This is a genomic window from Corynebacterium sp. CMW7794 (genome assembly GCF_001563605.1).
Lineage (GTDB): Bacteria > Actinomycetota > Actinomycetes > Mycobacteriales > Mycobacteriaceae > Corynebacterium > Corynebacterium phoceense.
The window spans coordinates 23,137-48,187 of record NZ_KQ961738.1 but is presented as its reverse complement, the minus strand read 5'-3'; the positions used below and the strand labels follow the sequence as shown (position 1 = coordinate 48,187).

Here is a 25,051-nt window from a genome sequence, read left to right as displayed (position 1 = left end):
AGAACAGACGGCTAGAACTTGATGCCCTTGATGAGGTTCTGCAGCGCCGGAATTTTTGAGCCGAACGTGTTGTATGCCGCAAGGAGCAGGCTTACAACAGCCAGGATAACGCCGAGGATCGGCGCAGCCTTCGACTTCGAGGACGCGTCGAGGATACGCAGCCACGGCGTCGTGTTCTTATCCTCAGTCATATCTCCCTCAGAGGAGCCACCGTTGTCCTTGGAATCATCCGCGCCGTCGGAGTCATCATCCTCAGAACCCTCATCCTGCGAGCCTTCGCTCTGGGAGTCCTCTCTGTTCTTCGAGTTCTCGGAGTCTTGGGATTCGTCGCCCCCAGCCTCGGTTGAGTCGCCACCGGTAGTGGCGGGAGCCGTCGCCGTGGTCTCTGATTCGGTAGTGACGTCCTCGGCCAAGGCCGGAGCAACGGCCAGCAGAGAGCAGCTCGCCGCAGCAACGAGGGCGGTGGACAAACGCAAAGAGGAACGCATGATATCTAACCTTCCGGAGATAAAAATGACCCACGAGGGAATGAAATCTGGAGCCAGACTATCCCCCGCATCACACCAGATCAAGAACGCGGACCTGCAGGTGCAGGTCCGCGAGGTAAATAAATCTTCGCGTCAGCGCGACTCGATTAGAGCAGTTCCACGAGGAAAGGCAGCTCCGATGGGTCGTAGAACGCCATGAAGTTGTCCAGGGCATCGCCGACGACGAGCTCGGCATCCTCGTCGCCGAGATCGGCGGCATCGATAAGCTCCACTGCCTTCTTGGTGGCCTCTTCGGACTCCTCAATATCGACGTGGATCGCGGCGAGCTGCTCCGGGGTAAAGATGGCGGGCTCGAGCTTGACCACGGCCTCGCCCATATCGGGCTGCGGGTGCACGCACTCGACGGGAACGTCGAGGGAGATGACCACGCGGCGGTGCGGGAAGTCCGTCTCATCACCGATGGCCAGCAGGCGCAGCGAGCTCATCGCCGCTTCCTGGTACGCGGAGTAGGCGATCTCTTCCTCGTCGCCCTCCGTGTAGAACTCCTGGAGCGCCGGCGTCACGGCGAAGCCCCAGCCGCTGCGCGCGGCGAGCTTGCCATTCTCTTTGAGCTCCGTAAGCATTCCAAACGTCGCAGGAACGTAGACGCGCTCGGTCTTCGCTGCCACTAGAATTCGCCCTCAATGTCGAAGACGGCCTGGATTTCCACCGAGGTGCGGTCAAAAACCGTGTAGAGCATGCCCACCATGCCGAAGTCCACGGCGGCGCGGACGTTGAGGATGGAGTCGTCCACCATGACGCAGTCGTTGAGCGGAAGAGCGATGGCGTCCGCCGCAGCCTGGAACGCACCGCGCTCCGGCTTATCTGCGCCGACCTCGCCGGAGAGAACAACGGCATCCACGAAGCCGCGGTATTCCCACTCGCGGATGTGCTCGGCACCGGCTCCACCCGGGTCGTTGGACAAGATGGCGGTGGCAACACCGTTCGACTTAGCAGCGGCGAGCAGGGTGCGCCAGCGCTTTACTTCTTCCTCAGCGCCGTCCAGGACGCCCACGAAATCAACGATGAGTCCGCGCATAGTTGTGAGTATTCCTCCCAAGAGATGTAAACGGTGCTACACGCCGCCGCGACCAGCCCATACCGTGGCACGGACTTAGCTCGCCGCAATCGGAGCACTTGACCACACGCAGTATAACGGACAAATCCCCTGCGCGCCGCCACCCCTCACAGGAAACAGCCAGCAAATATACAGCTACTGCGTGGACGGCAGTTTCATGGCATGATGTCGGTTAACCATCACGCATGTACTCGTCTCTTCCTTTCCCACCGATTTCCTCCCCGGATATCCCTGGAGAACGACATGTACGCCCCCATCCCCGGGTTCACACACCTGCGCGTCTACGTGCCCCCCGACCCCGTGCACTATAACCGCGCGGCTCCTCCCGATGAGGACCGGACGCGTCGGCGCACCCTCGAATTGGTTCACATAGTCCTCGAGGCTGCCGCTGGCCTTCGCCCACTCACGCATCTCAACAATGACCGCTTCAGCGCCGCCGTGATGCTCCACATCCGCGCCTGGTCCCGCGGCCGCTCGCAGCGCGCCATCGGCTGCCAGCTACTCTCGCTCCACTGCCAACCCAGCGGCGAGTACTTCGGCTCGGCCTCGATGGGCGGCAATCGGCATGCGTTTACGGGTCGCTACGACGGTGAGGCCCTCACATCATTCCGGCTCATTTAAGCTGCCGATGCCGCCGTGCGCGCCCGCAGTCTAGCTCAGCGATGTTATGTCCATGAGGTTTTGAACTTGGAGTCCAAAACCTCATGGACATAACTGTTCTAGGGCCTCAGCCCCTTTTATTATTAAGCCCCTCACCAAACCCCAGGCCACACGGCCTGGGGTGTGTGCGCTGGATCGGCGTGCGTGCTGCGCGTAAAGAAGCACCCCGCACGGATGTTCTCGGAACTCCGTGCGGGGTGTTGTGGGTGACTGGCGGCGCTCGCCAGCTATGCGTCTTAGGCTTGAACGGTACCGTCGCCCTCAGCGGCGGCCTGGGCCTGCTGCTGTGCGAACTGCTTGCGCAGCATAAACAGCTGGCGGACGGTCTCTTCCTTGACGGCGTCGTTCATAGCATTGAACATGTCGCCGCCTTCCTTCTGGTACTCAACGAGCGGATCACGCTGGGCCATGGCACGCAGTCCAATGCCCTCCTTGAGGTAATCCATCTCGTAGAGGTGCTCGCGCCACTTCTGGTCGATGATCGGCAGGATGATCATGCGCTCGGTGTTGCGCATCTGCGACTCGCCGCCGATGGCGGTGATAGCCTCTTCGAGCTGGTCGTACTGGGCGTTTGCGTCGTCCACGAGAGCCTGGCGCAGCTGCTCAGCAGTGAGCTCGCCGGCGGAGCCGTACTCGGTGCCGTCGATGAGCGACTGGTAATCCATGGAGGGGCCGTAGAGGGACTCAAGGGCGTTCCACAGCTCTTCAAGGTTCCAGTCCTCGACGTAGCCGGTGGCGGTGGCACCTGCAACGTACGCGGAGATGGTCTCGTCGATCATCTTGCGAATATTGTCCTTGATGTCGCCCGCGTCGAGAATGCGGTAACGCTCACCGTAGACAACCTTGCGCTGCTCGTTGAGCACTTCGTCGTACTTGAGGACGTTCTTACGCATTTCGAAGTTCTGGTTCTCCACCTGCGCCTGTGCGCCCTTGATGGAGTTGGAGACCATCTTTGCCTCAATCGGAACGTCGTCTGGGACGTTAAGACGGTTCATCATGTTCTCCATGGACTGACCCACGAAGCGGACCATGAGCTCGTCGCGCATGGACAGGTAGAAACGGGTCTCGCCCGGGTCGCCCTGGCGGCCACAACGACCACGCAGCTGATTGTCGATACGGCGGGACTCGTGACGCTCCGTGCCCAGGACGTAGAGACCGCCGGCCTCACGCACCTCGTCGCCGAGGCGCTTGGAACGAGCCTTCTCTTCCTCGATCTCGGCGTCCCACGCTTCCTGGTAGCGCTCTTCATCCTCGAACGGGTCAAGGCCGCGCTCGCGTAGCTTGTCGTCGAGGATAACTTCCGGGTTACCACCCAGCACGATATCGGTACCACGGCCGGCCATGTTGGTCGCGACAGTGACGGTGCCCGGGCGGCCAGCGCGGGCAACGATCTTGCCTTCTTCTTCGTGGTGCTTTGCGTTAAGAACGGAGTGCTCGATGCCGCGACGCTTGAGCAGTTGCGACAGGTACTCGGAACGCTCGACGGAGGTAGTACCGACGAGGACCGGCTGGCCGGCCTCGACGTGCTCGACGATGTCGTCGACGACGGCTGCGAACTTCGCTTCCTGTGTCTTGTAGATGCGGTCCGAGTGGTCAATACGCTGGTTCGGACGGTTGGTCGGCACCGGCACAACGTCGAGACCGTAGGTGGAATGCAGCTCGGCAGCCTCGGTCTCAGCGGTACCGGTCATGCCAGAGATCTTGTCGTAAAGACGGAAGTAGTTCTGCAGCGTGACGGTTGCGAGAGTCTGGTTCTCGTTCTTAATCTCGACGCCTTCCTTGGCCTCGATGGCCTGGTGCATGCCCTCGTTATAGCGACGGCCAGCCAGGACACGGCCGGTGAAGGAGTCAACAATGAGGACCTCGCCGTTGCGGACGATGTAGTCCTTGTCGCGCTCAAAGAGCTCCTTAGCCTTGAGCGCGTTGTTGAGGTAGGACACGAGCTGCGAGTGCTCCGGAGCGTAGAGGTTGTCGATACCGAGCTGATCCTCGACGAACTCGACGCCTTCCTCGAGCACACCCACGGTGCGCTTCTTGTGGTCGACCTCGTAGTGAATGCCTTCACGCATACGCGGCGTAAGCTGTGCGAAGACGTTAAAGAACTGGGAGTTCGTATCCGTCGGACCAGAAATAATGAGCGGGGTACGCGCCTCATCGATCAGGATAGAGTCCACCTCATCGACGATGCAGAAGTTGTGGCCGCGCTGAACGATGTCGTTCTTCGTGCGAACCATGTTGTCGCGCAGGTAGTCGAAGCCCAGCTCGTTGTTCGTACCGTACGTGATGTCGCAAGCGTAGGCTTCCTTGCGCTCATTCGGGCGCATCTCAGAGAGGATGACACCCACGGACAGACCGAGCCAGCGGTGGACACGGCCCATCATTTCCGCGTCACGCTTAGCCAGGTAGTCGTTGACCGTGACGATGTGAACACCCTTACCCTCAAGTGCATTGAGGTAAGCCGGCAGCAGCGAGGTCAGGGTCTTGCCCTCACCGGTGCGCATCTCGGCGACGTTGCCGAAGTGCAGGGCGGCACCGCCCATGATCTGCACCTTGTAATGCTTCTGGTCGAGCACGCGCCAGGCAGCCTCACGCACGGTGGCGAAGGCGTCGAGGAGGATATCGTTGAGCTCCGCGCCGTCCGCCAGCTTCTGCTTGAACTCATCGGTCTTTGCCTTGAGCTCTTCATCGGTCAGTGCGGAGTACTGCTCATCAAGGTCCATGACCTGCTGTGCCATCTTGTCGAGACGCTTGACGGTGCGTCCTTCACCGGCGCGCAGCAGCTTGGAGAGTCCAAACACGTAAAAAGTCCTTCTTGTCGCGGCAAAAAATAGTTAACTTCCATGCGATTATACGCGCATGGAGTGCCGGCCCTGCGCGAGCGGTACGGTACGCCGCGGGGCCGTGGATCGCGGCGACCGGAACGGGCCGCAGCAAACAACGAAAACTAGACTACCGCCCGCCCCGGCGTGGTGCCGGAAACGGGCGGTAGGAATTGAAGGGTGACTTACTTGTCAGCCTCAACCTCGTCGCTCAGCGAGATGATGCCGTAGTCGTACGCGTGGCGGCGGTAGACGACGGACGGACGCTGGGTCTCTTCGTCGATGAAGAGGTAGAAGTCGTGGCCAACCAGCTCCATCTCGGACAGGGCATCGTCGACGCTCATCGGAACAGCGGCGTGCACCTTGGTACGAACGATCTGGCCCGGACGCTGCTCCTCAATGGTCTCAGCGTACGGATCGACGTAGCGATCCTGCTGCGCAGCCTTAGCGGCAGCTTCCTGCTCGGCAACGAACTCAGCTGCGAGCTCGCCGGTGCCCTTCTGAGCGCGGTGGCCGGACTTGACCTTCTCGCGGCGGACCTTGACCTTACGCAGGGAGCGCTCCATCTTTGCCAAAGCGGTCTCCAGCGCAGCGTAGAACGAGTCCTCCTTAGCCTCGGCGCGAGCCAAGTGGCCCTTGCCAGTCGCGGTGATCTGCAGGCGCTCTGCCTCGGCGTCGCGACGTGGGTTCGGCTCGTGCTGCAGCTCCACATGGAAGAAGGTCAGCGTGGGATCGAGGCGCTCAATCTTGGCCAGCTTGCTCTTCACGCGTTCTGCGAAGTGCTCAGGAACCTCGACGTTACGACCAGTGATGGTGACCTGTGCATTGGACTCGACCTGTGGGTTGGTCATTGACTTCCTCCCTAGTAGATGGGGACAAACTATGAACCACGAGACCTCCACCTGCGGCAAACGTCCCGGATGAGTACCGGAATTCCTGCACCAAGTTCTGTGACTCGGCCATTTAGGTGGAACTCTTTGTGACACCCCTCATTGTAGCAGTGGTCATAACATGGCTTTCACGGATCCCCCTATCGGGTGCCACCATTCGGTGCTTTCAGGCGTCTGCCAGCGTCAGCCCTGCCCGAACGAGGGCCCCCGCGCCACGCACAGCGCTTGCCGATGCCGCCAACGTCGCACCCGTTGTCACGACATCGTCGACCAGCACGACGTGCGCCCCGCGCAGCTGCGCGCGGCTGCTCGGACGCAGCTCGATGGCATGGGCCATATTCTCCCAGCGCGCATCCGCGTCAAGACGGGACTGATCCGCGGCCGAAGAGCGAATACGCAGGCACGCCAGCACCTGCACGCGTAGCCCGGCACCCGGCGCCTCGGCGAGCGTACGCGCAGCATGCTCGCACATATGGAGCACCGGGTCGCCGCCGCGCTGGCGTGCAGAGCGCACGCGTGTGGGCGCGGGAACGAGCACGAGCTCGTGGGGAATCTCACCTCGTGCGTGAAGGTACCGAAGAGCGGCCGCCAGCACGGCACCCACGTAGGCACGCACCGTCTGATTGTTGTATTCCTTCATCGCCACGATGAGTGACCGGCGCATGCGGTCGTACGGCCCCAACGCGAAGACCGGCATACCTAGGGTACGAGGACGGTGACTGATAAGCCGCGGCGTGGCGCGCAGCTTCTCCCGACACGGTCCGCACAACACATCGCCCGCCGCACCGCAGCCCGCGCACGAGCGCGGGATGACCAACTCCCCCAGCCCCGAAAGAAAATTCCCCAGCACCAATCATCACCCCATGATCCTTCACCCCATGAATTCTTCTGCTGCCCGCAAGACTAGGCCAAAAGCCCACCATGCGCGCGCTGAACGCATGGGAGCCGCAGCCAGGGTTTCGGGGTGCCCGAGCGCGACGAAGCGCTACTTCGCGACAATGGGCGCCGAGCGCATGCCTTGGAGGCCGGGGACCTCGCGCCAGAAGGCGGAGGTGGAATCTTCCGCGGAGACCTGCAGCGTGGCGTGTGCATCCGTGGCGAAGATGGTCGTCTGCGTCGCGGCGACGGAGACGACCGGCGCCGTGATATTGCCGCTGGGCAACGTGGACACAGCGGAGCCGTCCTGCTCGACGCGCCACACCGGAGTGTCGGGGCTCGAGGTGCCCACGACGAGGGAGCCATCCGGCTGCCAGTCGAGGGACAGGGCCATGCCGCGCAACTCGCTGGCGATTTCCGTGACGTTCGCAATGCGGTGGGCGCCGCCGTCCTCGCGCACGGTCACGCCGGTGTAGATCTTGCCGCCGATGATGAGCGCGACGCGCGCACCTGAGGTAGACAGACGCAACACGGAGATTTCGCCGTCGATATCGTCGAGCGCCGATGTATCGACTTCGGTTTCAACGATGCGGCCCGTAGCGGAGGACTGCACGAAGCGCGAGACACGTTTGCCGTCGACGACGGCCCAGGCGGCCTCGCCGCTGTTTTCGAAGGACGGCCGCGAGATGGTGCCCGCTTCCACGGAACGCTGCGGCGTGCCATCGAGATCGCCCATCAGCAGCTGCGACTTACCGTCGCCGAGCTGCGTGACAGCCGCGACGGTGCCCTCCGTCGAGATTTCCGCAGATTCGAGTCGGCCGCTGCGCCCCATTAAGCCGCCCACCGGAGTGGCGATGGTGCCGGTAACGCTCAAAATATTGCCGCCGTTGAGGGCGTAAAGGTTGCTAGCCTCGGTCGCCGCTGCGCGCGGGTTGTACTCGGCAAAGTCATCCGTGGTCATCTCGTCCATGCCCGGGACGAGGGCGGCGCCATCGGCGATGACCTTGTACGGGCCCGCGACGCCCGCGTTAGACAGCGTCCACACGAGCTCCGCGGCAAAGTGCACGCGCTCTTCTTCATCGAGACCGCTCAGGCCAGTAAAGCGGTAAGCACCGTCCTCGATGCCGGCGAAGGCCGCGTCGTTGCCCGTGAGCGTGGTCACGGCGGGCGCGAGCGTAGCGGACGGGCCTTGCATGAGCAGCGTGATGAGCTGCGAGTCCAAGGCGTCGCTGCCGGAGAATACCCAACGGCGGTCCGAGATGAGCGAGCGCTGGTCGCGGTCGAAGAAGTAAAGGCTTTCGGGTTGGTACTGATTGCGCAGCTCGTTGCGTTCGATGACGACGCCGGCGGGGAGATCGGAGATACGCCATTGCCCATCCACCATCTTCATCTTCACCGTCGCCTCATAGGCGCCATTTTCCGCGCGGTAGGCGCCGCCGTCCTCAAGTGACCCGATGACGTTGCCACGCACGGCGAAGGCGCGCTCCTCGGTGTCGGCTTCGGCTGCCGCAGACGCGGAGTTCAAGTCGATGGCGTCAACGAGAAGCACCGAGCCCCGGGGATCCCAGGACTGCGTGGCATCATCCGTGAGGAAGGCGCGTGCCGCGGCATAGTCGCCACTGGGGATGGCCGAGGCACGATAGAAGTCACGAAGCAGCAGGTCCGGCTCCTGGTCCGGCTGCGGACCAACCACGGGCACGGCTTCTTGCTGAGGGGCAAAAGAACGCAGCACCTGCGGCGCGGTATTCGACGGCAGCGTCGAGCAGCCAGCAAGGGCCACGACGCTAGCCACTGCCAACACGGTGCGTGCCGGACGGTAAAGCGACGTGCGGTGGCGCGGGTTGGGGAACACTATCATTCGCTCTCCTCCTCGGATCGGGTCGCCTTCTCCGCCAGCGTTTCCGGCTTCCGCATCTGGCCGGGAGACTCGGGCTCCTCGTCGTCGAGGTCGGCGCTGGCTGAGGCGGCTGACGCCGTGGCCTGCAGCGTGGAGCCCTCGGCCGAGCCGTCGGAGGGGGCATCGGCAAGCTCGGCCTGCACAGACGGCAGCTCGAGGGCGATGGGATCATGGTCAATCTCGGCGCTTGGGGTACGCGGCAGGATAAGGCGGAAGCGGGAGCCGACGCCGAAGATGCCCGTGGCATCGAGCGAGCCACCATGGAGGACGGCGTCCTCGCGCGCGATGGCAAGGCCCAAGCCCGTGCCGCCGGAGTGGCGCACGCGCGAGGCATCGGCACGCCAGAAGCGATTGAAGACGAGCTCTTCTTGGCCGTCCTTGAGACCCACGCCGTGGTCCGTGACGGCGATGCCCACGGCGTCCTCGGTCTCCGCGATATCGACGTCAACGGGGTTGCCCTCCGAGTGGTCGATGGCGTTGGCGAGCAGGTTGCGCAGGATGCGCTCGATGCGGCGCGAGTCGCCCTCGACCGTGACCGGGTCGTCTGGGACGTGGAAGCGCACCTCGACGCCGAGTTCCTCGGCCAGATGCGAGGTCTGCTGCCAGGCGGAGTCGACGCAGCTGCGGGCGTCGAGCTGGGCCTTAGACAGATCCGCGACGCCAGCGTCGTGGCGGGAAATCTCCAGGAGGTCCGCGAGCAGCGCCTCGAAGCGGTCAAGCTCGCGGGTCATCAGCTCCGTCGCACGGCGCGTGTGCGGCTCGAGCGAGTCAGCGTCCGCCGCAATGAGGTCCGCGGCCATGCGCACCGTGGTGAGCGGCGTACGCAGCTCGTGCGAGACGTCCGAGGTGAACTGGCGTTGCAGGTTGCCGTACTCCTCAAGCTGCGTAATTTGTTTGGACAGCTTCTCGGCCATGTCGTTGAAGGACGACGCAAGGCGGCCCATCTCGTCCTCGCCCTCAACGACCATGCGCTCCCGCAGGTGGCCGGCGGCAAGGCGCTGGGCAATGCGCGAGGCCGAGCGCACCGGCGCGATGACTTGCTGGGTGGCCAGCCAGGCAATGCCGACGAGGAGGACGACAACCACGACGGCGGCGGCAGACAGAAGGCCGCGCATGAGCGCCATCGTGGATTCCTCGGACTCCATGGACAGCACGATGTAGACCTGCGTGCCGGGGATATCCGCGTGTGCCGGGGTACCCATGACGAGCGCGTTGTAGTTGCCACCGTTGGTCTGATCGATATTCGTGAATTGATACGCGATCTGGTCTTGGGCGACGAGGCTGCGCAAGTTATCTGGGATGCGGTACCCCTCGGGCGAGGTGGTCTGCGTGCCGTCCGAGTTCTGGACGACGATGACGGGCTCGAAGGCCGCGTGGGACTCGCCATCCGAGCCAAGCTGGGTGAGCGACGCGCGCGCCGAATTGATGCGCACCTGCACGGAATTGCCGGTTCCGGTGGCGCTGATCTGCTGCTCGACCGTGATGCGGGCGCGATCGATTTCCTGCTCTGCCGCGGACAGCTTCTGGTCGATGAGCCGCTGTGTGAGGACGGAAATGAGCGCGTAGGCAAGAATGAGCATGACCACCGAGGAGGCGGCCAAAATCATGCCAATGAAGCGCACCTGCAGGGAGGAGCGCCACGAGTCGAGGAACCGGTCCTTGATCCGGCTTAAGCGAGTGAGAATGATTTACTCCCCAGCTGCACCGGCACCGACCTTGCCGGTCTTATAGCCCACGCCGCGCACGGTGAGGACGATCTGCGGGTCTTCCGGATCGTGCTCGATCTTGGCGCGCAGGCGCTGGACGTGGACGTTGACAAGGCGCGTGTCCGAAGCATGGCGGTAGCCCCACACGGACTCGAGCAGTTCCTCGCGGGTGTGAACCTGGCCGGGCTTGCGGGCCATCTCAAGGAGCAGATCGAACTCGAGCGGCGTAAGCGAGATTTCCTCCCCATCGACGCGGCGGACGGTGTGCTCCGGGACGTCGATGATGAGGTCGCCGACCTCGATGAGCTCCTGGGAGGTCGACTCCGTGCGGCGCAGGCGGGCGCGGATACGGGCGACGAGCTCCTTCGGCTTGAAGGGCTTGGTGATGTAGTCATCCGCGCCGGACTCAAGGCCCAGCACGACGTCGACGGTGTCCGTCTTCGCGGTAAGCATGACGATCGGCACTGAGGAGGTGCGGCGGATGGCGCGGCAGATATCCACGCCATTCATGCCGGGGAGCATAAGGTCGAGCAAAATGAGGTCCGGCTGGTGCTCCTCAAAGGCCGGTACGGCTTGCGCGCCGTCGGTCACGGCAATGGGCTCAAGCCCCTCCGATTCCAGGACGATAGTGAGCATTTCCGAGATTGCCGGATCATCGTCGACGACCAAAATCTTAGGGGCCACAGTAAACCTCGTCTCCTTCTCAAATGTGGCGCTGCCTGCACAGCGCCTCTATCCCGCACTGCCCACCCACAGTGGCACGCGACCTCCCGCCAACCGGCGTGGTCGCACACTGAGGGCATGCAGCGTTTCCTACCCAGTATGTCGGATCGGAGCGCCCCGCGCGATGAGCGGCGCGCGTGCCTTCCCCATGCTGGGACTTTCAGGGCCGCCTAGATCGCGTCCTCGCTGCCAGCGCCGAAAAGCGCGCGCACGGCCTCGATGACGCGGTCGGCATCGCTGGTCACAAGCCACGGCCCGCCCCACTCTGCGGCGGCCAGGCGCCGGTAGGCTGCGGCCGTATGCGCCTGCAGCGCGTCGTCTTTTTCGTATTCGTCCTTAGCGCGCGTCGCGTCCTGTGCGGCGCGACCCGCGGCACGCTCGGCTGCGAGGGCCACGTCCGTGTCCAAGAAGATCTGCAGGTCCGGGTGCGGAAGCTTCAAGCGGCCGAACTCCAGATCGTAGACCCACTGCACGACTTCAGGGTTGCCCTCGGCGCCGCCCAGGCGCGCGGAGGAGTACGCAGCGTTCGACGCGACGTAGCGGTCGAGTATGACCAGCTCCCCGTCGCGCGGCGCGATGTCGTCGCGCGCGCCACAGCGGTCGAGCGCAAAAAGCGTCGCCATGGCGTACGGCGACTGTGTCATATCCCCCATGCGCCCATAGAGCGCCTCACGTGCGAGCTGCGCATGAATGGACACCTCGTAGCGCGGGAAGGCGATGACGCGCACCGGCACGTCGAGTGCCTCACGTAGGCGACCGACGAGAGTGTTCTTGCCCGCTCCGTCGATTCCCTCGATGGCGACAATCATGGCGTTCCTTTCCCTGTTGTCCTGCACAGCTTTCCTGCACAGCTTTCGTGCGGATTCGTGCGCGCGGCATTTTCAGCGTGCGCGCGATATCCTCCCCGCACTATACGGCGCAACGACACCGCGTACAGCGATAGCCTCGAGCCACAGAGGGGTAGCTCGCGAGAGACGTTGACACCCCCATGCGTTCAGCCTTCTGCCCTGCATACAACGGTGTAATCCCCGCTCCGGCGCACTCCGAGCGACTATTCGCCCTCGCGCGCCGTGTCACGGCGGTCCCTAGGACAAAGCCTCGGTGAAGGGCTCGAGATCCACCTCATCCTCAACGGATTCCAGCAGCTCCGCAGCCTTTTCATGTAGTTCCTCGTCGCCAGAACCGGCGAGCGAACGAATGAACGGGTATTCGGTAATAATCTCCCCCGCCGTAAAAGGCGCGCCGGCCCAAATGGCGGCGATCGTCGCCGCAGCAAGGCCGTTGCTTCCCTCGTCACCAGAGGCATCGCCGCTGGCAGCAAGCATAACGGCGTCACGCACGGCCTCCACGATATCCTCATCTTCGAGGTCGGCCAGCTCATCGAGGAAGTCTGTATTCACGTCAGAGCTGAGGATGTGCTCATCCCAGGTACTCATATTCTCTCCTTTATCAAAGGTCTAGGCCAGACGGCGACCATGGTATTGTCGTTACCAACTTGTTACCACAGTCATGTCACGAGAGGAATACCGCAGGTGAAAGCCGATACGCGCCGCGCGCTCATCTTCATCGTTGTCGGTGTGCTTCTTGCCGCCGGCATCGGTGCAGTTGTGTGGCGCCTCGGGACCCCAGGGTCCTCTTCCTCTGATCCTGCCATGAATGAGGCCGTCGGCGCCGGTGACATAGACCTACGCAGCACCCAAGCTGCGGGTGACGATGTGCACGACCACGTCTACGCCACGGAAACCGGTGATAGCAGCAAGTCTGGCCGCAACGTGGCACCGCTGGCGGATGACCCTTTCTTGGCACCAAACGCCGTGTTCAACACGAAGAAGCTGGATGCCAACCCCACCACGTATTACCGCCCGGGCAATATCAGCGACGGCACCGTCCTGCCCACGTCAACCCGCGGCCCCTCGGCACGGACGCAGATTCCCGCCACCATGGCGCCTGGTGCGACTGCGGCCCCCACGACTGTCATCACCGCGGTGACGGGCGACCTGCACCCGGGCGCGCCGACTTCCATTGGTACCTTGCCCACCAATGCGCCGGCCCCCGCGCCTAGCCCACGCGACTCCACGTCCAGGTCTGATGACCCGGCTCCGGCGCCCACCCATGCGCCCACGTCACAGCAGCCGACGCCGCAGCCCACCATTGAGATCCCCACGGATAAGCCGACAGAAGGCCCCACGCGTGACGAGGACACGCCTGCTACCTCGACGGACGAGACCACTCCGGTCGAGCCCACGGAGACCACAAGCACGCAAGACACGCCGACGACCGCCACGAACGGCCACACCTCGCCGGCGAACGAACCCACGAGCGCCGACTCGCCACAGCCCACGGCTGACTCCCCCACCGCTGAGACCACCGGCGTGCACACGACCACGCAGGCGGATCCGCAAGAGCCCACGGAGCTGGCCAACTAGCGCGCACCAAGAACGCATTCGGCCCCGCTGTCTCCTTCGTTGTCAACGAAGGAAAGGCAGCGGGGCCATGGGCGTGTGCGGCGCCGTACGCGACCGGAACGAGGCGCGAACTAGGCGCGCGCGACGAAGAGCTGTGCCGGGGCGGCGGCAGCGGAGTCAACGGTGACCGTGACGGGACCGTCCGTAACGGGCAGCCAAGCGGCCTCGCCCGGAGCCAGAGAGGTCTCACCCAGCGTCACGGTGCCGTGCGTGCACAGCGCGATGGCCGGGCCGGTGGGGTTGAGCGTGCCCGTGGCACCAGCCGGCAACTCGTAGCGGTCGACGGTGAACTCGTCGGCCGGGGTGATGTATTCCTCGGCCACCGTGGCGGCCACAGAAAGGCCATCGCCCAGCTGTTGCGGGTGCACACGCGGCTCCTCGAGCGCGGCGAATTTGAGGACCTTGACGAGCTCGGGCACATCGACGTACTTGGGCGTCAAACCGCCACGCAGCACGTTATCCGAGTTCGCCATGACCTCCACGCCGAGGCCGTGGACGTAGGCGTGGAGCTGGCCTGCGTCGAGATAGACAGCCTCGCCCGGCGCGAGCTCGATGTGGTTGAGCAACAGCGCGCCCAGCACGCCGATATCGCCCGGGTACTGCTCGTTGATGTGGAGGACCGTATCCATGACGCGCGACATCCAGCCTTCCGGCACGCGCGGGGCCGCAGCGACGATGGCGTCGATGAGCTCGCGGCGTGCGGCAGAGGGAATGGTAATCCACGTCGTAAACAGCGCACGCAGGTTACCTTCCTCCGCGTCCGGGGTCTCCTCCGGCGAAAGCATGGACTGGTAGCGGTCGAGCTCCGGGCACTCGAGAGCAGCGAAGAGCTCGCGCGTGCGCGCCAGCGGGCGGAAGCCCGCCATGGCGTAGAAGGGGCTGAGCGCAATGATGATCTCCGGCTTGTGGGAGCCGTCCTTGTAGTTGCGCTTCGCGTCATCGAGCGCGATGCCCAACGCATTCTCACGGGCAAAGCCTTCCGCGGCCTGCTCCGGTGAGGGGTGCGCCTGCAAGGACAAGACGTCGTCTGCTGCCAAAATCTTCATGAGGAACGGCAGGCCGCCGGCCCACGGTGCGACGCTGCGCGGGTCCGCGTCGATGACCTCGTCAAGGCGCGCGCCCGTCTCCGCGAGCGTCGAGGGATCCCCAGGGTGGGCGCCGTACCACAGCTCGGCGAGGGGCTGGCCCGAAGGCTCAGAGCCCACGAGCTCGGGGATGAGCGTCCGTGAGCCCCAGGAATAGCGGCGTGCGGCAGGGACAATCTTGTCCATGAAGTCTCCTCTCAATCCGAGCTAGTGCTCGGAGGCATGAAAAGCTGTCGCGGCTAGGGCGCGCACAAGCAACTGCAAGGGATGTGCTGCGGCCGTAGAAGCCGTGACTGCGATATACGTGGGCGGCGTCGTTGACGCGCTGGAACCGGAATATTCAGCGGAATCCGGTTCTTCAACCGACGCCATAGGATAATCCTGACTCGGGGCACCCGCCAAGCCCTGCGGGCTCTCGGGTGCGCCATCCCAGATAAGCACCTTTGACAGTACCATTGGCGGACCGTCAAGGAAGGGATCGTAGAACGGGTCGGCGCGATCCGCGCCCTGTCCCGTGCTCTCCGCGGCGCGGCGCTCGAGCACCGCCGGGACCAGCTCCGGCTCGACGTAGGTGCCGCCCAATCCGCCTGCCGCCCACAGCGCCGCGGCGACCTGCGCCACGGCACCGCCAGTGTGGATAACGTGCGTTCCTTCCACGGCGTTGCGCAGCGCACGCGCAGGGTTGACCGCCGCGTCACGCTCCGGGGAGAGCGTCTCCAGTTCCTGGTCGAGCTCGTCCGCCAGCCCCACGAGGTACTCCGTGGTCACCGTCGCCGGCTGATGGAAGGCATGGAAGATAGCCTCCAGTCCCGCGATATAGCGCGCGGGCGAGGTTCCTTCGGCCGTGGGCAGGGCCTCGATGATAAGCGTGCCCTCTGCGTCTCGAGCGTCCTCGGCCAGCGGGCCGCGCGCAGGGCCCAAGTACACGGTCTGCGCACCGCGCCGCGCGGCGGTGAGCAGCGCCTGCGAGGCCCAGTCACAGGAGCCTCGCTCGCCCAGCACGACCACTGTGTCGAGTGCTCCCACGAAGGCGGGCAGCTGTTGCGTCACCACAACGGGAACACCGGTCTGCTGGTCCGCCACACATTGCGCGCACGCGCGCGCCACAGCGTCCGTGGGCAGCAGGACGACGGCGCGCGGTGTCGCACCAAAGAGCAAGGATTCCAGGGCGGAGGTTGCCCCCGACAAGACGCGTACCTGGGCGCCTTCGTGCGCGACGTCGAAGAAGCGGACGGTTTCCGGGTCATAGTCGCTGGAACCAGACCAGTATCCCGGCTCCGCAGCCTCGTGAGAACCGTCACCGCCCAGCTCGGGGCGGTCCTCCCAGTTCGAAGTGTTCATGGTCCCCCACCCTATACTGATCTCCCATGACATATCCTGTGATTTTGGTAGGCGGCGGCCCCGGCACATGGGACCTCATCACCGTCCGTGGCCTGCGCGCGCTCGAGCAAGCAGAGGTCATCCTCGCCGATCACCTCGGGCCTGCCGCACAGCTCGAGGATTTCCTCGATACCTCCGAGAAAGAGATCATCGATGTTTCCAAGCTCCCCTATAGGAAATCCATCTCGCAGGAGAAGATCAACGAGCTGCTCATCGAGCACGCTCGCGCCGGCAAGCGCGTCGTGCGTCTCAAGGGCGGCGATCCTTATGTCTTCGGCCGCGGCTTCGAGGAGCTGCAGGCGCTCACGAACGCAGGCCTTGCCTGCGAGGTCGTCCCCGGCGTCACCTCCGCGATTTCCGTCCCGGCGCTCGCAGGCGTGCCCGTCACCCAGCGCGGCGTCGTCCACGCCTTCACGGTCGTCTCCGGCCACCTCGCCCCCGGCCATCCCAAGTCCCTCGTGGACTGGGAGGCGCTCGCCCGCTCCGGCGCCACGCTCAGCGTCATCATGGGAGTGAAGAACGCCGGGAAAATCGCCGAGGCCCTCCTGGCTGGCGGTCGTCCCGGGTCTACCCCGGTCGCCGTCATTCAGGAGGGCACCATGTCGGGTGAGCGCACCTTCCGCACCACGCTCGAGGGGCTGGGCGCACTCATGGAGGGCGAGGCCGTCGCCCCGCCCGCCGTTTACGTCATCGGCGAGGTCGCCGGACTGTAGGCATACTCCCGCGCGCTTGCCGATGCCCCCTCACGCGCAGCGTCGTCTTCTCCCTCGCGCGCAGCGTCATCTTCTCCCTCGTCCGCCGCAGGCTCCACGGTATCCGCTTCCTTGCGCGCCGCCCGGTAGGCCAGCGTGCCGCGGACGGTGAGCGTCACACCCACCACGCCGAGGGCCACGAGGACCCACGCCGGCGCATCGACGACCTTGGGCACGTTGAGCACGACAATGGCCGTGCCCACCACCCCGCCCAGCGCGACCGGGTTAATACGCGAGATAAGCCACGCTGCGATAGGCGCCGCGATAACGCCACCCACGAGCAAAGCCGCGACGGCCGCAGCGTGCGCGACGATCTCGTCCCACAGTCCCAGCACGAAACCGAGCGTCGCACCCAAGGTCACGAGGAACTCCGAGGCGCTCACCGTGCCCACAATGCGACAGGGCTGCTCGCGGCCGATCGCCATGAGTGTCGACGTGGACACCGGGCCCCAGCCGCCGCCACCAGTGGCGTCGACGAAGCCACCCACGCTGCCCAGCCCAATGAGGAAGGGCGTCGAATGCATGCGTCCGGCCTGAGGGTCGCGGCGCACGCGGCCGCGCGAGAAGCGCCACACGAGGTTGCAGCCAATCGCAGTGAGGATGGCCCCGGTCACCGGCGCCGCCGCATCCGTGGAGATCCGCGACAGGACCGTCGCTCCCAGGAATCCGGCAATGCCGCCGGGCACGCCAAGGCGCACCACCGTGGGCCAGTGCACGTTGCCAAAGCGCCAATGGGAGGCACCGGAGACCAACGTGGTGCCCAACTCTGCCGCATGCACGATGGCGGACGCCTGTGCAGGGCCAAGGCCCGCGAGCAACAGCACCGTCGTGGACGTGACGCCAAAGCCCATGCCAATGCCACCGTCGACCAGTTGCGCGGCGAAGCCCGCCAGTGCAATAAGAATAAGCGTGCGCATATTAATTCCTTACTGTGACAGAGGTAGCGTGGCCCCGCAACGGGAAGCGCACGGGGGCGACTTGTCCGCTGTGACGGGCATGGCCCACCCTGGGGGCGCCACCGCGCGCACGGGCCGCGACAATGGGCGCAAGTGCCGCGCCGAGGGGCTCAGGAACGCCGCCGTCGTAGGTCTTTCCAATGCGATGCACGCCGCGCGGCTCGAGCAGGTCAAGTAACAGGCCCGGCGCGACGAAGAGCGGGAGCACCTCGGCGCTGCCATGCGTCGCACACTGGGCATCCACGCCGGCCAGGCCATACGGGGTGCCCGCCGCCTTCGTGGCGAAGATGCACGAGGTCGACTGCCCCGTGAGATCCCCCACGCGCACCGCGAGCCGCTCGACAGCGGCGTTGGCCTGCGCATTCGAAGAACCCACGGAATAGATCACGAGGTGCGCGCTCGGATCGTGCACGCGAGCTGCAAGCAGCGCCGCGATATCGGAACCCGTGCCCAGCACGGGCGCGACGCGCAAGTCCACGCCGGTGAGCTCAGAGGCTTCCGCCGCAACCGTGGGCACGTCCACGCGGGCGTGGTAGCCCTCAGTAAAGAGCAAGGGAACGACCGTTGCCTGCGTCTCGCCGGCCAAGGCGAGCGTGAGGGCGGCATCGGCAAGCGTGGGCGCGGTGAAGTCCAAGTACGCGGCGCGGGTGACCTCGCCGGTGAGATCTTCGGTAGCCCGGGCGAGCTCCTCTACTGCACCGGCCGCGGCAGGGTGCCGCGAACCGTGGGATAAGACGATGATCGCCATGACGGGGAATCCTTTATGACTGGGGACGGGCGGAATGTCCGTGCCGGCGCAGGGAGTCCTGCAGGGCTTGGGCAGCGGACGGGGTGGCGGACGCCGCCACGGGGGCGTCGTCTTGGCCGTGGAACATGACGGAGAAGACGCGCAGGCACGCGCTGCAGCGCCACGCGAAATCGCCTTCCTCATCCGGGAAGAGCGACTCGGACGCGCAGTACGGGCAGTACGCCGGGTGGTTGCGGTTCGGGTTGGGCTCGCGGCGGAAACGCATTACTTCAGCAGCTCCTCGTCGGCGCGCACGACCCAGTCACGGAACTGCTCGCCGGGCTCGCTGTTCTCCTTGAAGTTCGTGACGACGCGGGTGACGTACTCGCCCACCTCATCCGCGATGACCTTGTGGCCGCGCAGCTTGCGACCCCAGGCCTCCTCGCCCAAGCCGAGCGCGCCGCCCAAGTGCACCTGGAAGCCCTCAACGCGGTTGCCCTCGTCGTCCGTGACGGTCTGGCCCTTGAATCCGATATCGGAGACCTGCGAGCGAGCGCACGCGTTAGGGCAGCCGTTGAGCGAGATGGAAATCGGCACGTCGAGGTCGCCCACACGCTCCTCGAGCTCATCGACGAGCTGGATGGCGCGCGCCTTCGTCGTCGCGTGCGCGAGCTTGCAGAACTCCAGGCCGGTGCAGGAGATGATGCCGCGGCGGAACTCGGAGGGTTCCGGGTACAGGCCGGTCTCATTAAGCGCAGCCTTGAGCGGCTCGATGACTTCTTCCTTGATATCGAGGAAGAGCAATTCCTTCATGGGCGTGGTGCGGATGCGCTCGACGCCGAAGCGCTCCGCGACGTCCGCGATGGCGATGAGCTGCTCACCCGTCGCGTGGCCGACCGTCGGCTTGACACCCACGTAGTAGTTGCCGTCCTGTTGCTTGTGGACACCGAGGTGGTCGCGATTGCCCAGGTGCGGGGCGACCGGCTCCGCGCGCTCGAGCGGCGCGTCAAGGTACTCGGTTTCGAGCACCTCGCGGAACTTGTCGATGCCCCACTCGGCGACGAGGAACTTGAGGCGCGCGCGGTTACGCAGACGGCGGAAGCCATAGTCACGGAAGATGCTCACCACACCGTGCCAGACCTCCGGCACGCGCTCAAGCGGGACGAAGACGCCGAGCGAGCGCGCGAGCATGGGGTTGGTGGACAAGCCGCCGCCCACGAAGCAGTCGAAGCCCTTGCCGAGCTCGGGGTGCTCGCGACCGACGAAGGCGATGTCCTGAATCTCGTGCGTCACGTCCTGACGGGCGTTGCCGGAAATCGCGGTCTTAAACTTGCGGGGCAGGTTCTGCACGTCGTCGGAGAGCAGGTACTTCTCCGTAATCTGGTCGATAGCCCAGGTGCCGTCGATAATCTCGTCTTCCGCGACGCCGGCGACGGGCGAGCCGAGGATGACGCGCGGGACGTCACCGCAGCCCATGAGCGTGGACAGGCCCACCTTCTCCAGCTTCTCCCAGATAGTGGGGACGTCCTCGATCTGGATCCAGTGCAGCTGAATATTCTGGCGGTCCGTAAAGTCCGCGGTCGAGCGGGCGTAGTCGCGCGAAATCTCGCCCACGGTGCGCAGCTGCTCCGGGGTGACGCGGCCTCCGTCGAAGCGCACGCGCATCATGAAGTACTCGTCCTGCAGCTCGGTATTGCTCAGCGTGGAAGTGAGCTCGCCGCCTAGGTTCTGCTTGCGCTGGGTATAGAGGCCTAGCCACTTAAAGCGCGGCGCCAGGTCTTCGGCCGGGATGGAGCTAAAGCCCTCCTTGGAGTAAATGTCGATGACGCGCTGGCGCGCGGACAGACCCGGGTCCTCCTGCTTAATGACCTCGTCCTGGTTCAGCGGCTCGGTGCCGTCAATCTTCCACTGGCCTTCCGGCTTCTTTTTCCTTGTGCGGGGCGTGCGCTCGCGGGTCGCGGTCGTCATGGGGTGCTGTCTCCTGAATGCTCATCGATGCCGCCGTGTGCGAGTGGCGGTCACGTGCGTTGTGCTGTGTTTTGTCGTTCCGGCGGCGCGGGATATATGGCCCACACCACAACTGGATTGGCAACCACGCTAGTGAAACAACATGGTTCAAACAATATAGACAGCTTGGTCTTTAAAATTCATACCGTATTACCTGCCACTTTGGGACGAATGAAATTGGGGGACTTGCCCACCCACGCAAAGATGAGTTCAATAGGACGCGCATACCGTATGCCCCTAGCCTGGGCATTCGGCACTATGATGGATATATTTATGAACAGATACGTCTAGTTGCGCACCGAAGCACTAGACACGAGACCACTGTGGAAAGGGATCTTTCATGACTTCACCCCTGCGCGTCGCCGTCATTGGCGCTGGCCCTGCCGGAATTTACGCCTCCGACATCCTCGTCAAGAAACTCTCCGGCAACGTCCAGATTGACCTCATCGAGCAGATGCCGGCCCCCTTCGGCCTCATCCGCTACGGCGTGGCTCCGGACCACCCGCGCATCAAGGGCATTATCAAGTCCCTCCACCGCGTCATGGAAACCGAGCAGATCCGTCTGCTCACCAATATCCACGTCGGCCGCGACGTGACTGTCGAGGAACTCCAGGACTACTACGACGCTATCGTCTTCGCGACGGGCGCCGTGGGCGACCGCCACCTCAACATCCCAGGCGTCGACCTCGAAGGCGTCCACGGCGCCGGCGAGTTCGTGGGCTTCTACGACGGCAACCCGCGCTTCAAGCGTGACTGGGACCTCTCCGCTACCGAGGTCGCCGTCGTCGGCGTGGGCAACGTTGGCCTCGACGTCGCCCGCATCCTCGCGAAGACGGGCGACGAGCTCCACGTCACCGAGATCGCGGACAACGTGTACGAGTCCCTGAAGAAGAACAAGGCAGAGACTGTCCGCGTCTTCGGCCGCCGCGGCCCAGCCCAGGCAAAGTTCACCCCGCAGGAGCTCAAAGAGCTCGACCACTCCCCGACTATCAACGTCGTTGTCGACCCAGAAGACATCGACTACGACGAGGCCTCACTGGAAGCTCGCTCTAACTCCAAGTCCCAGGACCTCGTGTGCCAGGTGCTCGAGCAGTACGCCATCCGCGAGCCTAAGGAGGCTCCGCACACGCTGCAGATTCATCTCTTCGAGCAGCCCGTGGAAATCCTCGGCGAGAATGGCAAGGTGACCGGCATCAAGACCGAGCGCACCGCCCTCAACGGCGACGGTTCCGTCTCCGGCACCGGAAAGTTCACCGAGTGGCCGGTCCAGGCCGTCTACCTCGCCGTCGGCTACCGTTCGGACCCGATCGAGTCCGTGCCGTTCAACGATGACCGCCACGTCATCAACAACGACGGCGGCCACGTCACCTCCCTCGACGGCGAGGTCGTCCCTGGCCTCTACGCCACCGGCTGGGTCAAGCGCGGCCCCGTGGGCCTTATCGGCAACACCAAGTCCGACGCCACCGAGACCATCGGCATGCTCGTCGCCGACTATGAGGCAGGCAAGCTCTCCCACTCCCACGGCGAGGACTTCACCGAGCTGCTCAAGGATAAGAGCGTGGACTACCTCACCTGGGACGGCTGGAAGAACCTCGATGCCGCCGAGCGCGCCGCAGGCGAGGCCGAAGGCCGCGAGCGCAAGAAGTTCGTCGAGTGGGAAGACATGGTCTCCCAGTCGCACAACTACCAGATCTAGGCTTTCCAGCCCCGACACCACCGCCGCCCCGCGGTCCGCTTCGTGCGGACGGCGGGGCGGCGCGGTATTTTCTGCACCCCGGTCGAGTGCACGGGGGTCGTCTTTGGGTTGTATGGCTTCAGGCCGGCAGCGAGGGCCTGAGATGATAAAACTCACAGTACACAAAACCGCCGGCCTGGAAACCAGGACGGCGGCGAGCGGCGCGAAGCGAGCTACGCGCGAATGATGGCGAGGACCTCGTCAACGATTGCTTGGACTTCCTCGGCGGTCTTGGCCTCGACGTTGAGGCGCAGGAGCGGCTCGGTGTTGGAGGCGCGCACGTTGAACCAGGCCTCGGTATCCTTGAGCTGCACGGTCACGCCATCGAGCTCGTCAACGGACTCGATCTTGTCAGCCAGCGCGTCGAGCACGGCCTGCGTCGCTGCCTTCTGGTCGGCGACGGTGGAGTTGATCTCACCGGAGGCCTCGTAGCGAGAGTAGTCCGCCATGAGCTCGGAGAGCGGCTTGTCGGACTCGCCCAGGGCCGCCAGGACGTGCATCGCGGCGAGCATGCCGGAGTCCGCGTTCCAGAACTCCTGGAAGTAGTAGTGCGCGGAGTGCTCGCCACCGAAGACGGCCTTCTCCTTGGCCATCTGAGCCTTGATGAAGGAGTGGCCCACACGCGTGCGCACGGCCTTGCCGCCGTTCTCCGCGATCATCTCCGGCACCGTCTTCGAGGTGATGAGGTTGTGGATGATCGTCGCACCCGGGAATTTCTTGAGGTAGCGCTCTGCAACGAGCGCGCAGATAGCCGAGGGGCTCACCGGGTGGCCCTTCTCGTCCACGACGAAGCAGCGGTCCGCGTCACCGTCGAAGGCCAGTCCGATATCGGCGCCTTGCTCGACGACGAACTTCTGCAGGTCGACGAGATTCTTCGGATCCAGTGGGTTGGCCTCGTGGTTAGGGAACGTGCCGTCGAGCTCGAAGTAGAGCGGGCGCAGGTCGAAGGGCAGGCCCTCGAATACCTCGGGGACGGTGTGGCCACCCATGCCATTGGCGGCATCGGCAGCAATGACGAGCGGACGGGACGCCTCGAGCGGCACCAGGCCGCGCAGGAACTCCGCGTAGTCCGGCAGGACCTCGCGCTCGGTGATGGTGCCAGGCGCACCGTCGAAAGCGGGCACGCCCTCGACGAGCATGTCCTTGATGGTCTCCAGACCGGTCTCCTGGCCCACCGGCACGGCGCCAGCGCGGCAGAGCTTAATGCCGTTGTACTTGGCCGGATTGTGGGAGGCGGTGAACATCGCGCCCGCGTGGTTCAGGGAACCTGCCGCGAAGTACAGCTCGTCGGTGGACGTGAGATTCAGCTTGATGACGTCGAGGCCTTGGGAGACGACGCCCTCCGCAAAAGCCTGGGACAGCGCCGGCGAGGACGGGCGCATGTCGTGGCCGATGGCGACGGTGGTCTCACCCTCGCCGCGCAGGATGGACGCGTACGCCGCACCCGTGTCCCGAACGAGGTCTTCGTCGATATCCTCGCCCACGACGCCACGCACGTCATAAGCCTTAATCACTGCATTGAGCTGTTCACGAGTTCGCATAAGCCCCAAGTGTAGCCCCCATTTTCGGCGAACCGAACACGCGACGGCCCGGCGTCACACTTAGCCAGCGTCTTTATGGCGAGCTTTCAGCTATTCCCCAGGCTGTCCAGGCTCCCGAGCGTCGCTCGCGTCCGCGTCGTCCGCATCCGGGACGACGTGGAGATGCGCGCGCCGCGCCGCCCGCACGTCAGCCACGCGCCGCATGCGGAAGACCGGGTGATTAGACCGCGCCGGATCCGCACCATCAAAGGTGGGCTCGTAGTCGATGGGATCGCGCGCGCCCTCATCGTTTACTTCATCCGTGACGCGTCCGCCGGCGCCGACGGCCTCGGCTAACGCTAGGAGATCATCGTCATCATCGAGCTCCACGCGGTCCACGCGTACGAGTTCCCAGCCATGCGGCGCAGTAATCCGCGAGGAGTGGTGTTCGCACAGGTCCCAGCTGTGCGGATCTTTCTCCTCGCTCAGGGGACCCACGACGGCGGTTTGCTCCGCGTAGGCATACGTGAGCGTTGCTACGGCAGGGCGGCCGCAGCCAGGACGCGAGCAGTGTCGTTCGGCGGGTCGTTGGTGAGTCACGGTCCCCTAGTCTAGTGCCCACCGGCCCAAAGTTGGGCAGGCCCGCGCACGGCGTGGTTGCCTCCGCGACGTGTGTGCGCCGCCTACAATCTACGGCCATGACCACCGCGCGCCCCCACATTCGCCCGTTCCGTGACCGGCGTGGACGCGGCGCGCGCGGGCCCCTTCTCCCCCAGCAGAGCCCGCGCTTCCGCAGCCGCTCCGAGCTTTTCGATGCCGCCGTGCTTGAGGCTTACGCACCCCTCCAGAATTCCTATGCCCGGGAGCTCTCCGGCGTGGACATCGCCGTCGACACCGTGCCACGCATGCGCCTGCGTGCCGATATGACGGTTCTGCCGGATGAAATCATCGCTGACGGCCCAGTGCCGCTGGGGCGTCTGCTTCCCGCCGGCGTCGACGTCCGGGGACGTCCCACACGCGCCCGCTTCGTCGTTTTCCGCATGCCCATTGAGGAGCGCACCACCAACCACGCCGAGCGCGCAGAGCTGCTGTCCACCGTGCTCACCGCGCTTGTGGCGACGTACCTCAACGTCGAGCCGCAGGATATCGACTCTCGGTTCAACTGGTAAGCGTCACGCTCTAGCTGCAGAAAACCCGAAAAATCCCCTTTCGGGGACCTTCACCGTCGCGCTCGCCTTGTGGCGAGCG

Annotated in this window: 24 protein-coding genes; 5 read left to right on the top strand and 19 right to left on the bottom strand. The window is 64.7% G+C overall.

Annotated elements, in window-relative coordinates; genetic code table 11:
- Nucleotides 1–11: 11 nt before the first annotated feature.
- The 3 genes from HMPREF3227_RS07020 to HMPREF3227_RS07010 all read right to left on the bottom strand — a co-directional run bounded on the left by HMPREF3227_RS07020 (nucleotide 12) and on the right by HMPREF3227_RS07010 (nucleotide 1,566).
- Nucleotides 12–488, bottom strand: coding sequence for a hypothetical protein (locus HMPREF3227_RS07020; RefSeq protein ID WP_066485444.1), 477 nt, complete (start codon nucleotides 486–488; stop codon nucleotides 12–14).
- Nucleotides 489–634: 146 nt separating this feature from the next.
- Nucleotides 635–1,111 carry a DUF6912 family protein gene (locus HMPREF3227_RS07015; RefSeq protein ID WP_066511723.1) on the bottom strand — a complete coding sequence of 159 codons (477 nt, stop codon included), beginning with the start codon at nucleotides 1,109–1,111 and terminating at the stop codon, nucleotides 635–637.
- A 44-nt stretch (nucleotides 1,112–1,155) separates the two neighbouring features.
- Entirely contained in the window at nucleotides 1,156–1,566 is a 411-nt protein-coding gene (locus HMPREF3227_RS07010; RefSeq protein ID WP_066485435.1) for an HAD family hydrolase, read from the bottom strand.
- A 282-nt stretch (nucleotides 1,567–1,848) separates the two neighbouring features.
- Between HMPREF3227_RS07010 and HMPREF3227_RS07005 the strand changes: the two genes are divergently transcribed.
- The gene (locus HMPREF3227_RS07005) at nucleotides 1,849–2,226 is read left to right on the top strand and encodes a hypothetical protein (protein WP_066485427.1); all 378 of its coding nucleotides are present in this window, start codon (nucleotides 1,849–1,851) and stop codon (nucleotides 2,224–2,226) included.
- Nucleotides 2,227–2,501: 275 nt separating this feature from the next.
- Here HMPREF3227_RS07005 and secA read toward each other — a convergent pair whose 3' ends face one another.
- From secA to HMPREF3227_RS06965, 8 genes are all read right to left on the bottom strand, one after another.
- On the bottom strand, nucleotides 2,502–5,063 hold the full coding sequence (gene secA / locus HMPREF3227_RS07000) for a preprotein translocase subunit SecA (RefSeq protein WP_066511670.1): 2,562 nt from the start codon (nucleotides 5,061–5,063) through the stop codon (nucleotides 2,502–2,504).
- A gap of 206 nt (nucleotides 5,064–5,269) precedes the next feature.
- Nucleotides 5,270–5,935, bottom strand: a complete 666-nt coding sequence (gene hpf, locus HMPREF3227_RS06995; RefSeq protein WP_066485415.1) for a ribosome hibernation-promoting factor, HPF/YfiA family — start codon at nucleotides 5,933–5,935, stop codon at nucleotides 5,270–5,272.
- A 205-nt stretch (nucleotides 5,936–6,140) separates the two neighbouring features.
- Nucleotides 6,141–6,671 (bottom strand): ComF family protein, encoded by a 531-nt coding sequence (locus HMPREF3227_RS06990; RefSeq protein ID WP_230384196.1) that lies wholly within the window; start codon nucleotides 6,669–6,671, stop codon nucleotides 6,141–6,143.
- Between the two features lie 288 nt (nucleotides 6,672–6,959).
- The gene (gene lpqB / locus HMPREF3227_RS06985; RefSeq protein WP_066511660.1) at nucleotides 6,960–8,708 is read right to left on the bottom strand and encodes an MtrAB system accessory lipoprotein LpqB; all 1,749 of its coding nucleotides are present in this window, start codon (nucleotides 8,706–8,708) and stop codon (nucleotides 6,960–6,962) included.
- Nucleotides 8,705–10,354, bottom strand: a complete 1,650-nt coding sequence (gene mtrB / locus HMPREF3227_RS06980; RefSeq protein ID WP_082750297.1) for an MtrAB system histidine kinase MtrB — start codon at nucleotides 10,352–10,354, stop codon at nucleotides 8,705–8,707. Before mtrB ends, lpqB begins: the two co-directional genes overlap by 4 nt.
- 81 nt (nucleotides 10,355–10,435) lie before the next feature.
- Complete coding sequence (mtrA, locus tag HMPREF3227_RS06975; protein WP_066485394.1) at nucleotides 10,436–11,137, bottom strand: MtrAB system response regulator MtrA; 702 nt, start codon at nucleotides 11,135–11,137, stop codon at nucleotides 10,436–10,438.
- Between the two features lie 209 nt (nucleotides 11,138–11,346).
- Nucleotides 11,347–11,985: a dTMP kinase gene (locus HMPREF3227_RS06970; RefSeq protein WP_066485393.1), complete on the bottom strand. Its 639-nt coding sequence runs from the start codon at nucleotides 11,983–11,985 to the stop codon at nucleotides 11,347–11,349.
- A 276-nt stretch (nucleotides 11,986–12,261) separates the two neighbouring features.
- On the bottom strand, nucleotides 12,262–12,612 hold the full coding sequence (locus HMPREF3227_RS06965; protein ID WP_066511657.1) for a DUF4259 domain-containing protein: 351 nt from the start codon (nucleotides 12,610–12,612) through the stop codon (nucleotides 12,262–12,264).
- Between the two features lie 96 nt (nucleotides 12,613–12,708).
- On the opposite strand from HMPREF3227_RS06965, the gene HMPREF3227_RS06960 reads away from it, so the two are divergent.
- Nucleotides 12,709–13,602, top strand: coding sequence for a hypothetical protein (locus HMPREF3227_RS06960; RefSeq protein ID WP_066511655.1), 894 nt, complete (start codon nucleotides 12,709–12,711; stop codon nucleotides 13,600–13,602).
- 110 nt (nucleotides 13,603–13,712) lie between these two features.
- On the opposite strand, the gene manA is transcribed toward HMPREF3227_RS06960, so the two are convergent.
- Both manA and HMPREF3227_RS06950 read right to left on the bottom strand, forming a co-directional pair.
- Nucleotides 13,713–14,912 carry a mannose-6-phosphate isomerase, class I gene (gene manA, locus HMPREF3227_RS06955; protein ID WP_066511652.1) on the bottom strand — a complete coding sequence of 400 codons (1,200 nt, stop codon included), beginning with the start codon at nucleotides 14,910–14,912 and terminating at the stop codon, nucleotides 13,713–13,715.
- Nucleotides 14,913–14,933: 21 nt separating this feature from the next.
- Nucleotides 14,934–16,067 (bottom strand): hypothetical protein, encoded by a 1,134-nt coding sequence (locus HMPREF3227_RS06950; RefSeq protein WP_066511649.1) that lies wholly within the window; start codon nucleotides 16,065–16,067, stop codon nucleotides 14,934–14,936.
- A 26-nt stretch (nucleotides 16,068–16,093) separates the two neighbouring features.
- On the opposite strand from HMPREF3227_RS06950, the gene cobA reads away from it, so the two are divergent.
- Nucleotides 16,094–16,819 (top strand): uroporphyrinogen-III C-methyltransferase, encoded by a 726-nt coding sequence (cobA, locus tag HMPREF3227_RS06945; RefSeq protein WP_082750295.1) that lies wholly within the window; start codon nucleotides 16,094–16,096, stop codon nucleotides 16,817–16,819.
- On the opposite strand, the gene HMPREF3227_RS06940 is transcribed toward cobA, so the two are convergent.
- From HMPREF3227_RS06940 to HMPREF3227_RS06925, 4 genes are read right to left on the bottom strand one after another with little or no spacing between them, the layout of a single operon-like run.
- Complete coding sequence (locus tag HMPREF3227_RS06940; RefSeq protein ID WP_082750294.1) at nucleotides 16,789–17,775, bottom strand: sulfite exporter TauE/SafE family protein; 987 nt, start codon at nucleotides 17,773–17,775, stop codon at nucleotides 16,789–16,791. The two genes, cobA and HMPREF3227_RS06940, sit on opposite strands and share 31 nt — an antisense overlap.
- A gap of 1 nt (nucleotide 17,776) precedes the next feature.
- Entirely contained in the window at nucleotides 17,777–18,562 is a 786-nt protein-coding gene (locus HMPREF3227_RS06935; RefSeq protein ID WP_066511646.1) for a sirohydrochlorin chelatase, read from the bottom strand.
- Nucleotides 18,563–18,575: 13 nt separating this feature from the next.
- Nucleotides 18,576–18,827 carry a hypothetical protein gene (locus HMPREF3227_RS06930; RefSeq protein WP_066485354.1) on the bottom strand — a complete coding sequence of 84 codons (252 nt, stop codon included), beginning with the start codon at nucleotides 18,825–18,827 and terminating at the stop codon, nucleotides 18,576–18,578.
- The gene (locus HMPREF3227_RS06925) at nucleotides 18,827–20,509 is read right to left on the bottom strand and encodes a nitrite/sulfite reductase (protein ID WP_066511631.1); all 1,683 of its coding nucleotides are present in this window, start codon (nucleotides 20,507–20,509) and stop codon (nucleotides 18,827–18,829) included. The genes HMPREF3227_RS06930 and HMPREF3227_RS06925 overlap by 1 nt, the downstream gene beginning before the upstream one ends.
- Before the next feature lie 379 nt (nucleotides 20,510–20,888).
- On the opposite strand from HMPREF3227_RS06925, the gene HMPREF3227_RS06920 reads away from it, so the two are divergent.
- A complete protein-coding gene (locus HMPREF3227_RS06920) occupies nucleotides 20,889–22,244 on the top strand; it encodes an FAD-dependent oxidoreductase (protein WP_066485343.1) in 1,356 nt (451 codons plus the stop codon).
- A 212-nt stretch (nucleotides 22,245–22,456) separates the two neighbouring features.
- Here the strand turns inward: HMPREF3227_RS06920 and HMPREF3227_RS06915 are convergent, their stop codons facing one another.
- On the bottom strand, nucleotides 22,457–23,824 hold the full coding sequence (locus HMPREF3227_RS06915; protein WP_066511628.1) for a phosphomannomutase/phosphoglucomutase: 1,368 nt from the start codon (nucleotides 23,822–23,824) through the stop codon (nucleotides 22,457–22,459).
- Between the two features lie 90 nt (nucleotides 23,825–23,914).
- Nucleotides 23,915–24,403, bottom strand: coding sequence for a DUF3499 domain-containing protein (locus HMPREF3227_RS06910; protein ID WP_066485336.1), 489 nt, complete (start codon nucleotides 24,401–24,403; stop codon nucleotides 23,915–23,917).
- 98 nt (nucleotides 24,404–24,501) lie between these two features.
- Between HMPREF3227_RS06910 and HMPREF3227_RS06905 the strand changes: the two genes are divergently transcribed.
- Complete coding sequence (locus HMPREF3227_RS06905) at nucleotides 24,502–24,972, top strand: metallopeptidase family protein (RefSeq protein ID WP_066485330.1); 471 nt, start codon at nucleotides 24,502–24,504, stop codon at nucleotides 24,970–24,972.
- The last annotated feature ends 79 nt before the right edge of the window (nucleotides 24,973–25,051 follow it).

Bases quoted from the DNA above. Each gene is read 5' to 3' on its own strand.
- HMPREF3227_RS07020 (WP_066485444.1), bottom strand. From the start codon at position 488: ATGCGTTCCTCTTTGCGTTTGTCCACCGCCCTCGTTGCTGCGGCGAGC.
- HMPREF3227_RS07015 (WP_066511723.1), bottom strand. From the start codon at position 1,111: ATGCTTACGGAGCTCAAAGAGAATGGCAAGCTCGCCGCGCGCAGCGGC.
- HMPREF3227_RS07010 (WP_066485435.1), bottom strand. From the start codon at position 1,566: ATGCGCGGACTCATCGTTGATTTCGTGGGCGTCCTGGACGGCGCTGAG.
- HMPREF3227_RS07005 (WP_066485427.1), top strand. From the start codon at position 1,849: ATGTACGCCCCCATCCCCGGGTTCACACACCTGCGCGTCTACGTGCCC.
- hpf (WP_066485415.1), bottom strand. From the start codon at position 5,935: ATGACCAACCCACAGGTCGAGTCCAATGCACAGGTCACCATCACTGGT.
- HMPREF3227_RS06990 (WP_230384196.1), bottom strand. From the start codon at position 6,671: ATGCCGGTCTTCGCGTTGGGGCCGTACGACCGCATGCGCCGGTCACTC.
- lpqB (WP_066511660.1), bottom strand. From the start codon at position 8,708: ATGATAGTGTTCCCCAACCCGCGCCACCGCACGTCGCTTTACCGTCCG.
- mtrB (WP_082750297.1), bottom strand. From the start codon at position 10,354: ATGATTTTGGCCGCCTCCTCGGTGGTCATGCTCATTCTTGCCTACGCG.
- HMPREF3227_RS06970 (WP_066485393.1), bottom strand. From the start codon at position 11,985: ATGATTGTCGCCATCGAGGGAATCGACGGAGCGGGCAAGAACACTCTC.
- HMPREF3227_RS06965 (WP_066511657.1), bottom strand. From the start codon at position 12,612: ATGAGTACCTGGGATGAGCACATCCTCAGCTCTGACGTGAATACAGAC.
- manA (WP_066511652.1), bottom strand. From the start codon at position 14,912: ATGGACAAGATTGTCCCTGCCGCACGCCGCTATTCCTGGGGCTCACGG.
- HMPREF3227_RS06950 (WP_066511649.1), bottom strand. From the start codon at position 16,067: ATGAACACTTCGAACTGGGAGGACCGCCCCGAGCTGGGCGGTGACGGT.
- cobA (WP_082750295.1), top strand. From the start codon at position 16,094: ATGACATATCCTGTGATTTTGGTAGGCGGCGGCCCCGGCACATGGGAC.
- HMPREF3227_RS06940 (WP_082750294.1), bottom strand. From the start codon at position 17,775: ATGCGCACGCTTATTCTTATTGCACTGGCGGGCTTCGCCGCGCAACTG.
- HMPREF3227_RS06935 (WP_066511646.1), bottom strand. From the start codon at position 18,562: ATGGCGATCATCGTCTTATCCCACGGTTCGCGGCACCCTGCCGCGGCC.
- HMPREF3227_RS06930 (WP_066485354.1), bottom strand. From the start codon at position 18,827: ATGCGTTTCCGCCGCGAGCCCAACCCGAACCGCAACCACCCGGCGTAC.
- HMPREF3227_RS06925 (WP_066511631.1), bottom strand. From the start codon at position 20,509: ATGACGACCGCGACCCGCGAGCGCACGCCCCGCACAAGGAAAAAGAAG.
- HMPREF3227_RS06920 (WP_066485343.1), top strand. From the start codon at position 20,889: ATGACTTCACCCCTGCGCGTCGCCGTCATTGGCGCTGGCCCTGCCGGA.
- HMPREF3227_RS06915 (WP_066511628.1), bottom strand. From the start codon at position 23,824: ATGCGAACTCGTGAACAGCTCAATGCAGTGATTAAGGCTTATGACGTG.
- HMPREF3227_RS06905 (WP_066485330.1), top strand. From the start codon at position 24,502: ATGACCACCGCGCGCCCCCACATTCGCCCGTTCCGTGACCGGCGTGGA.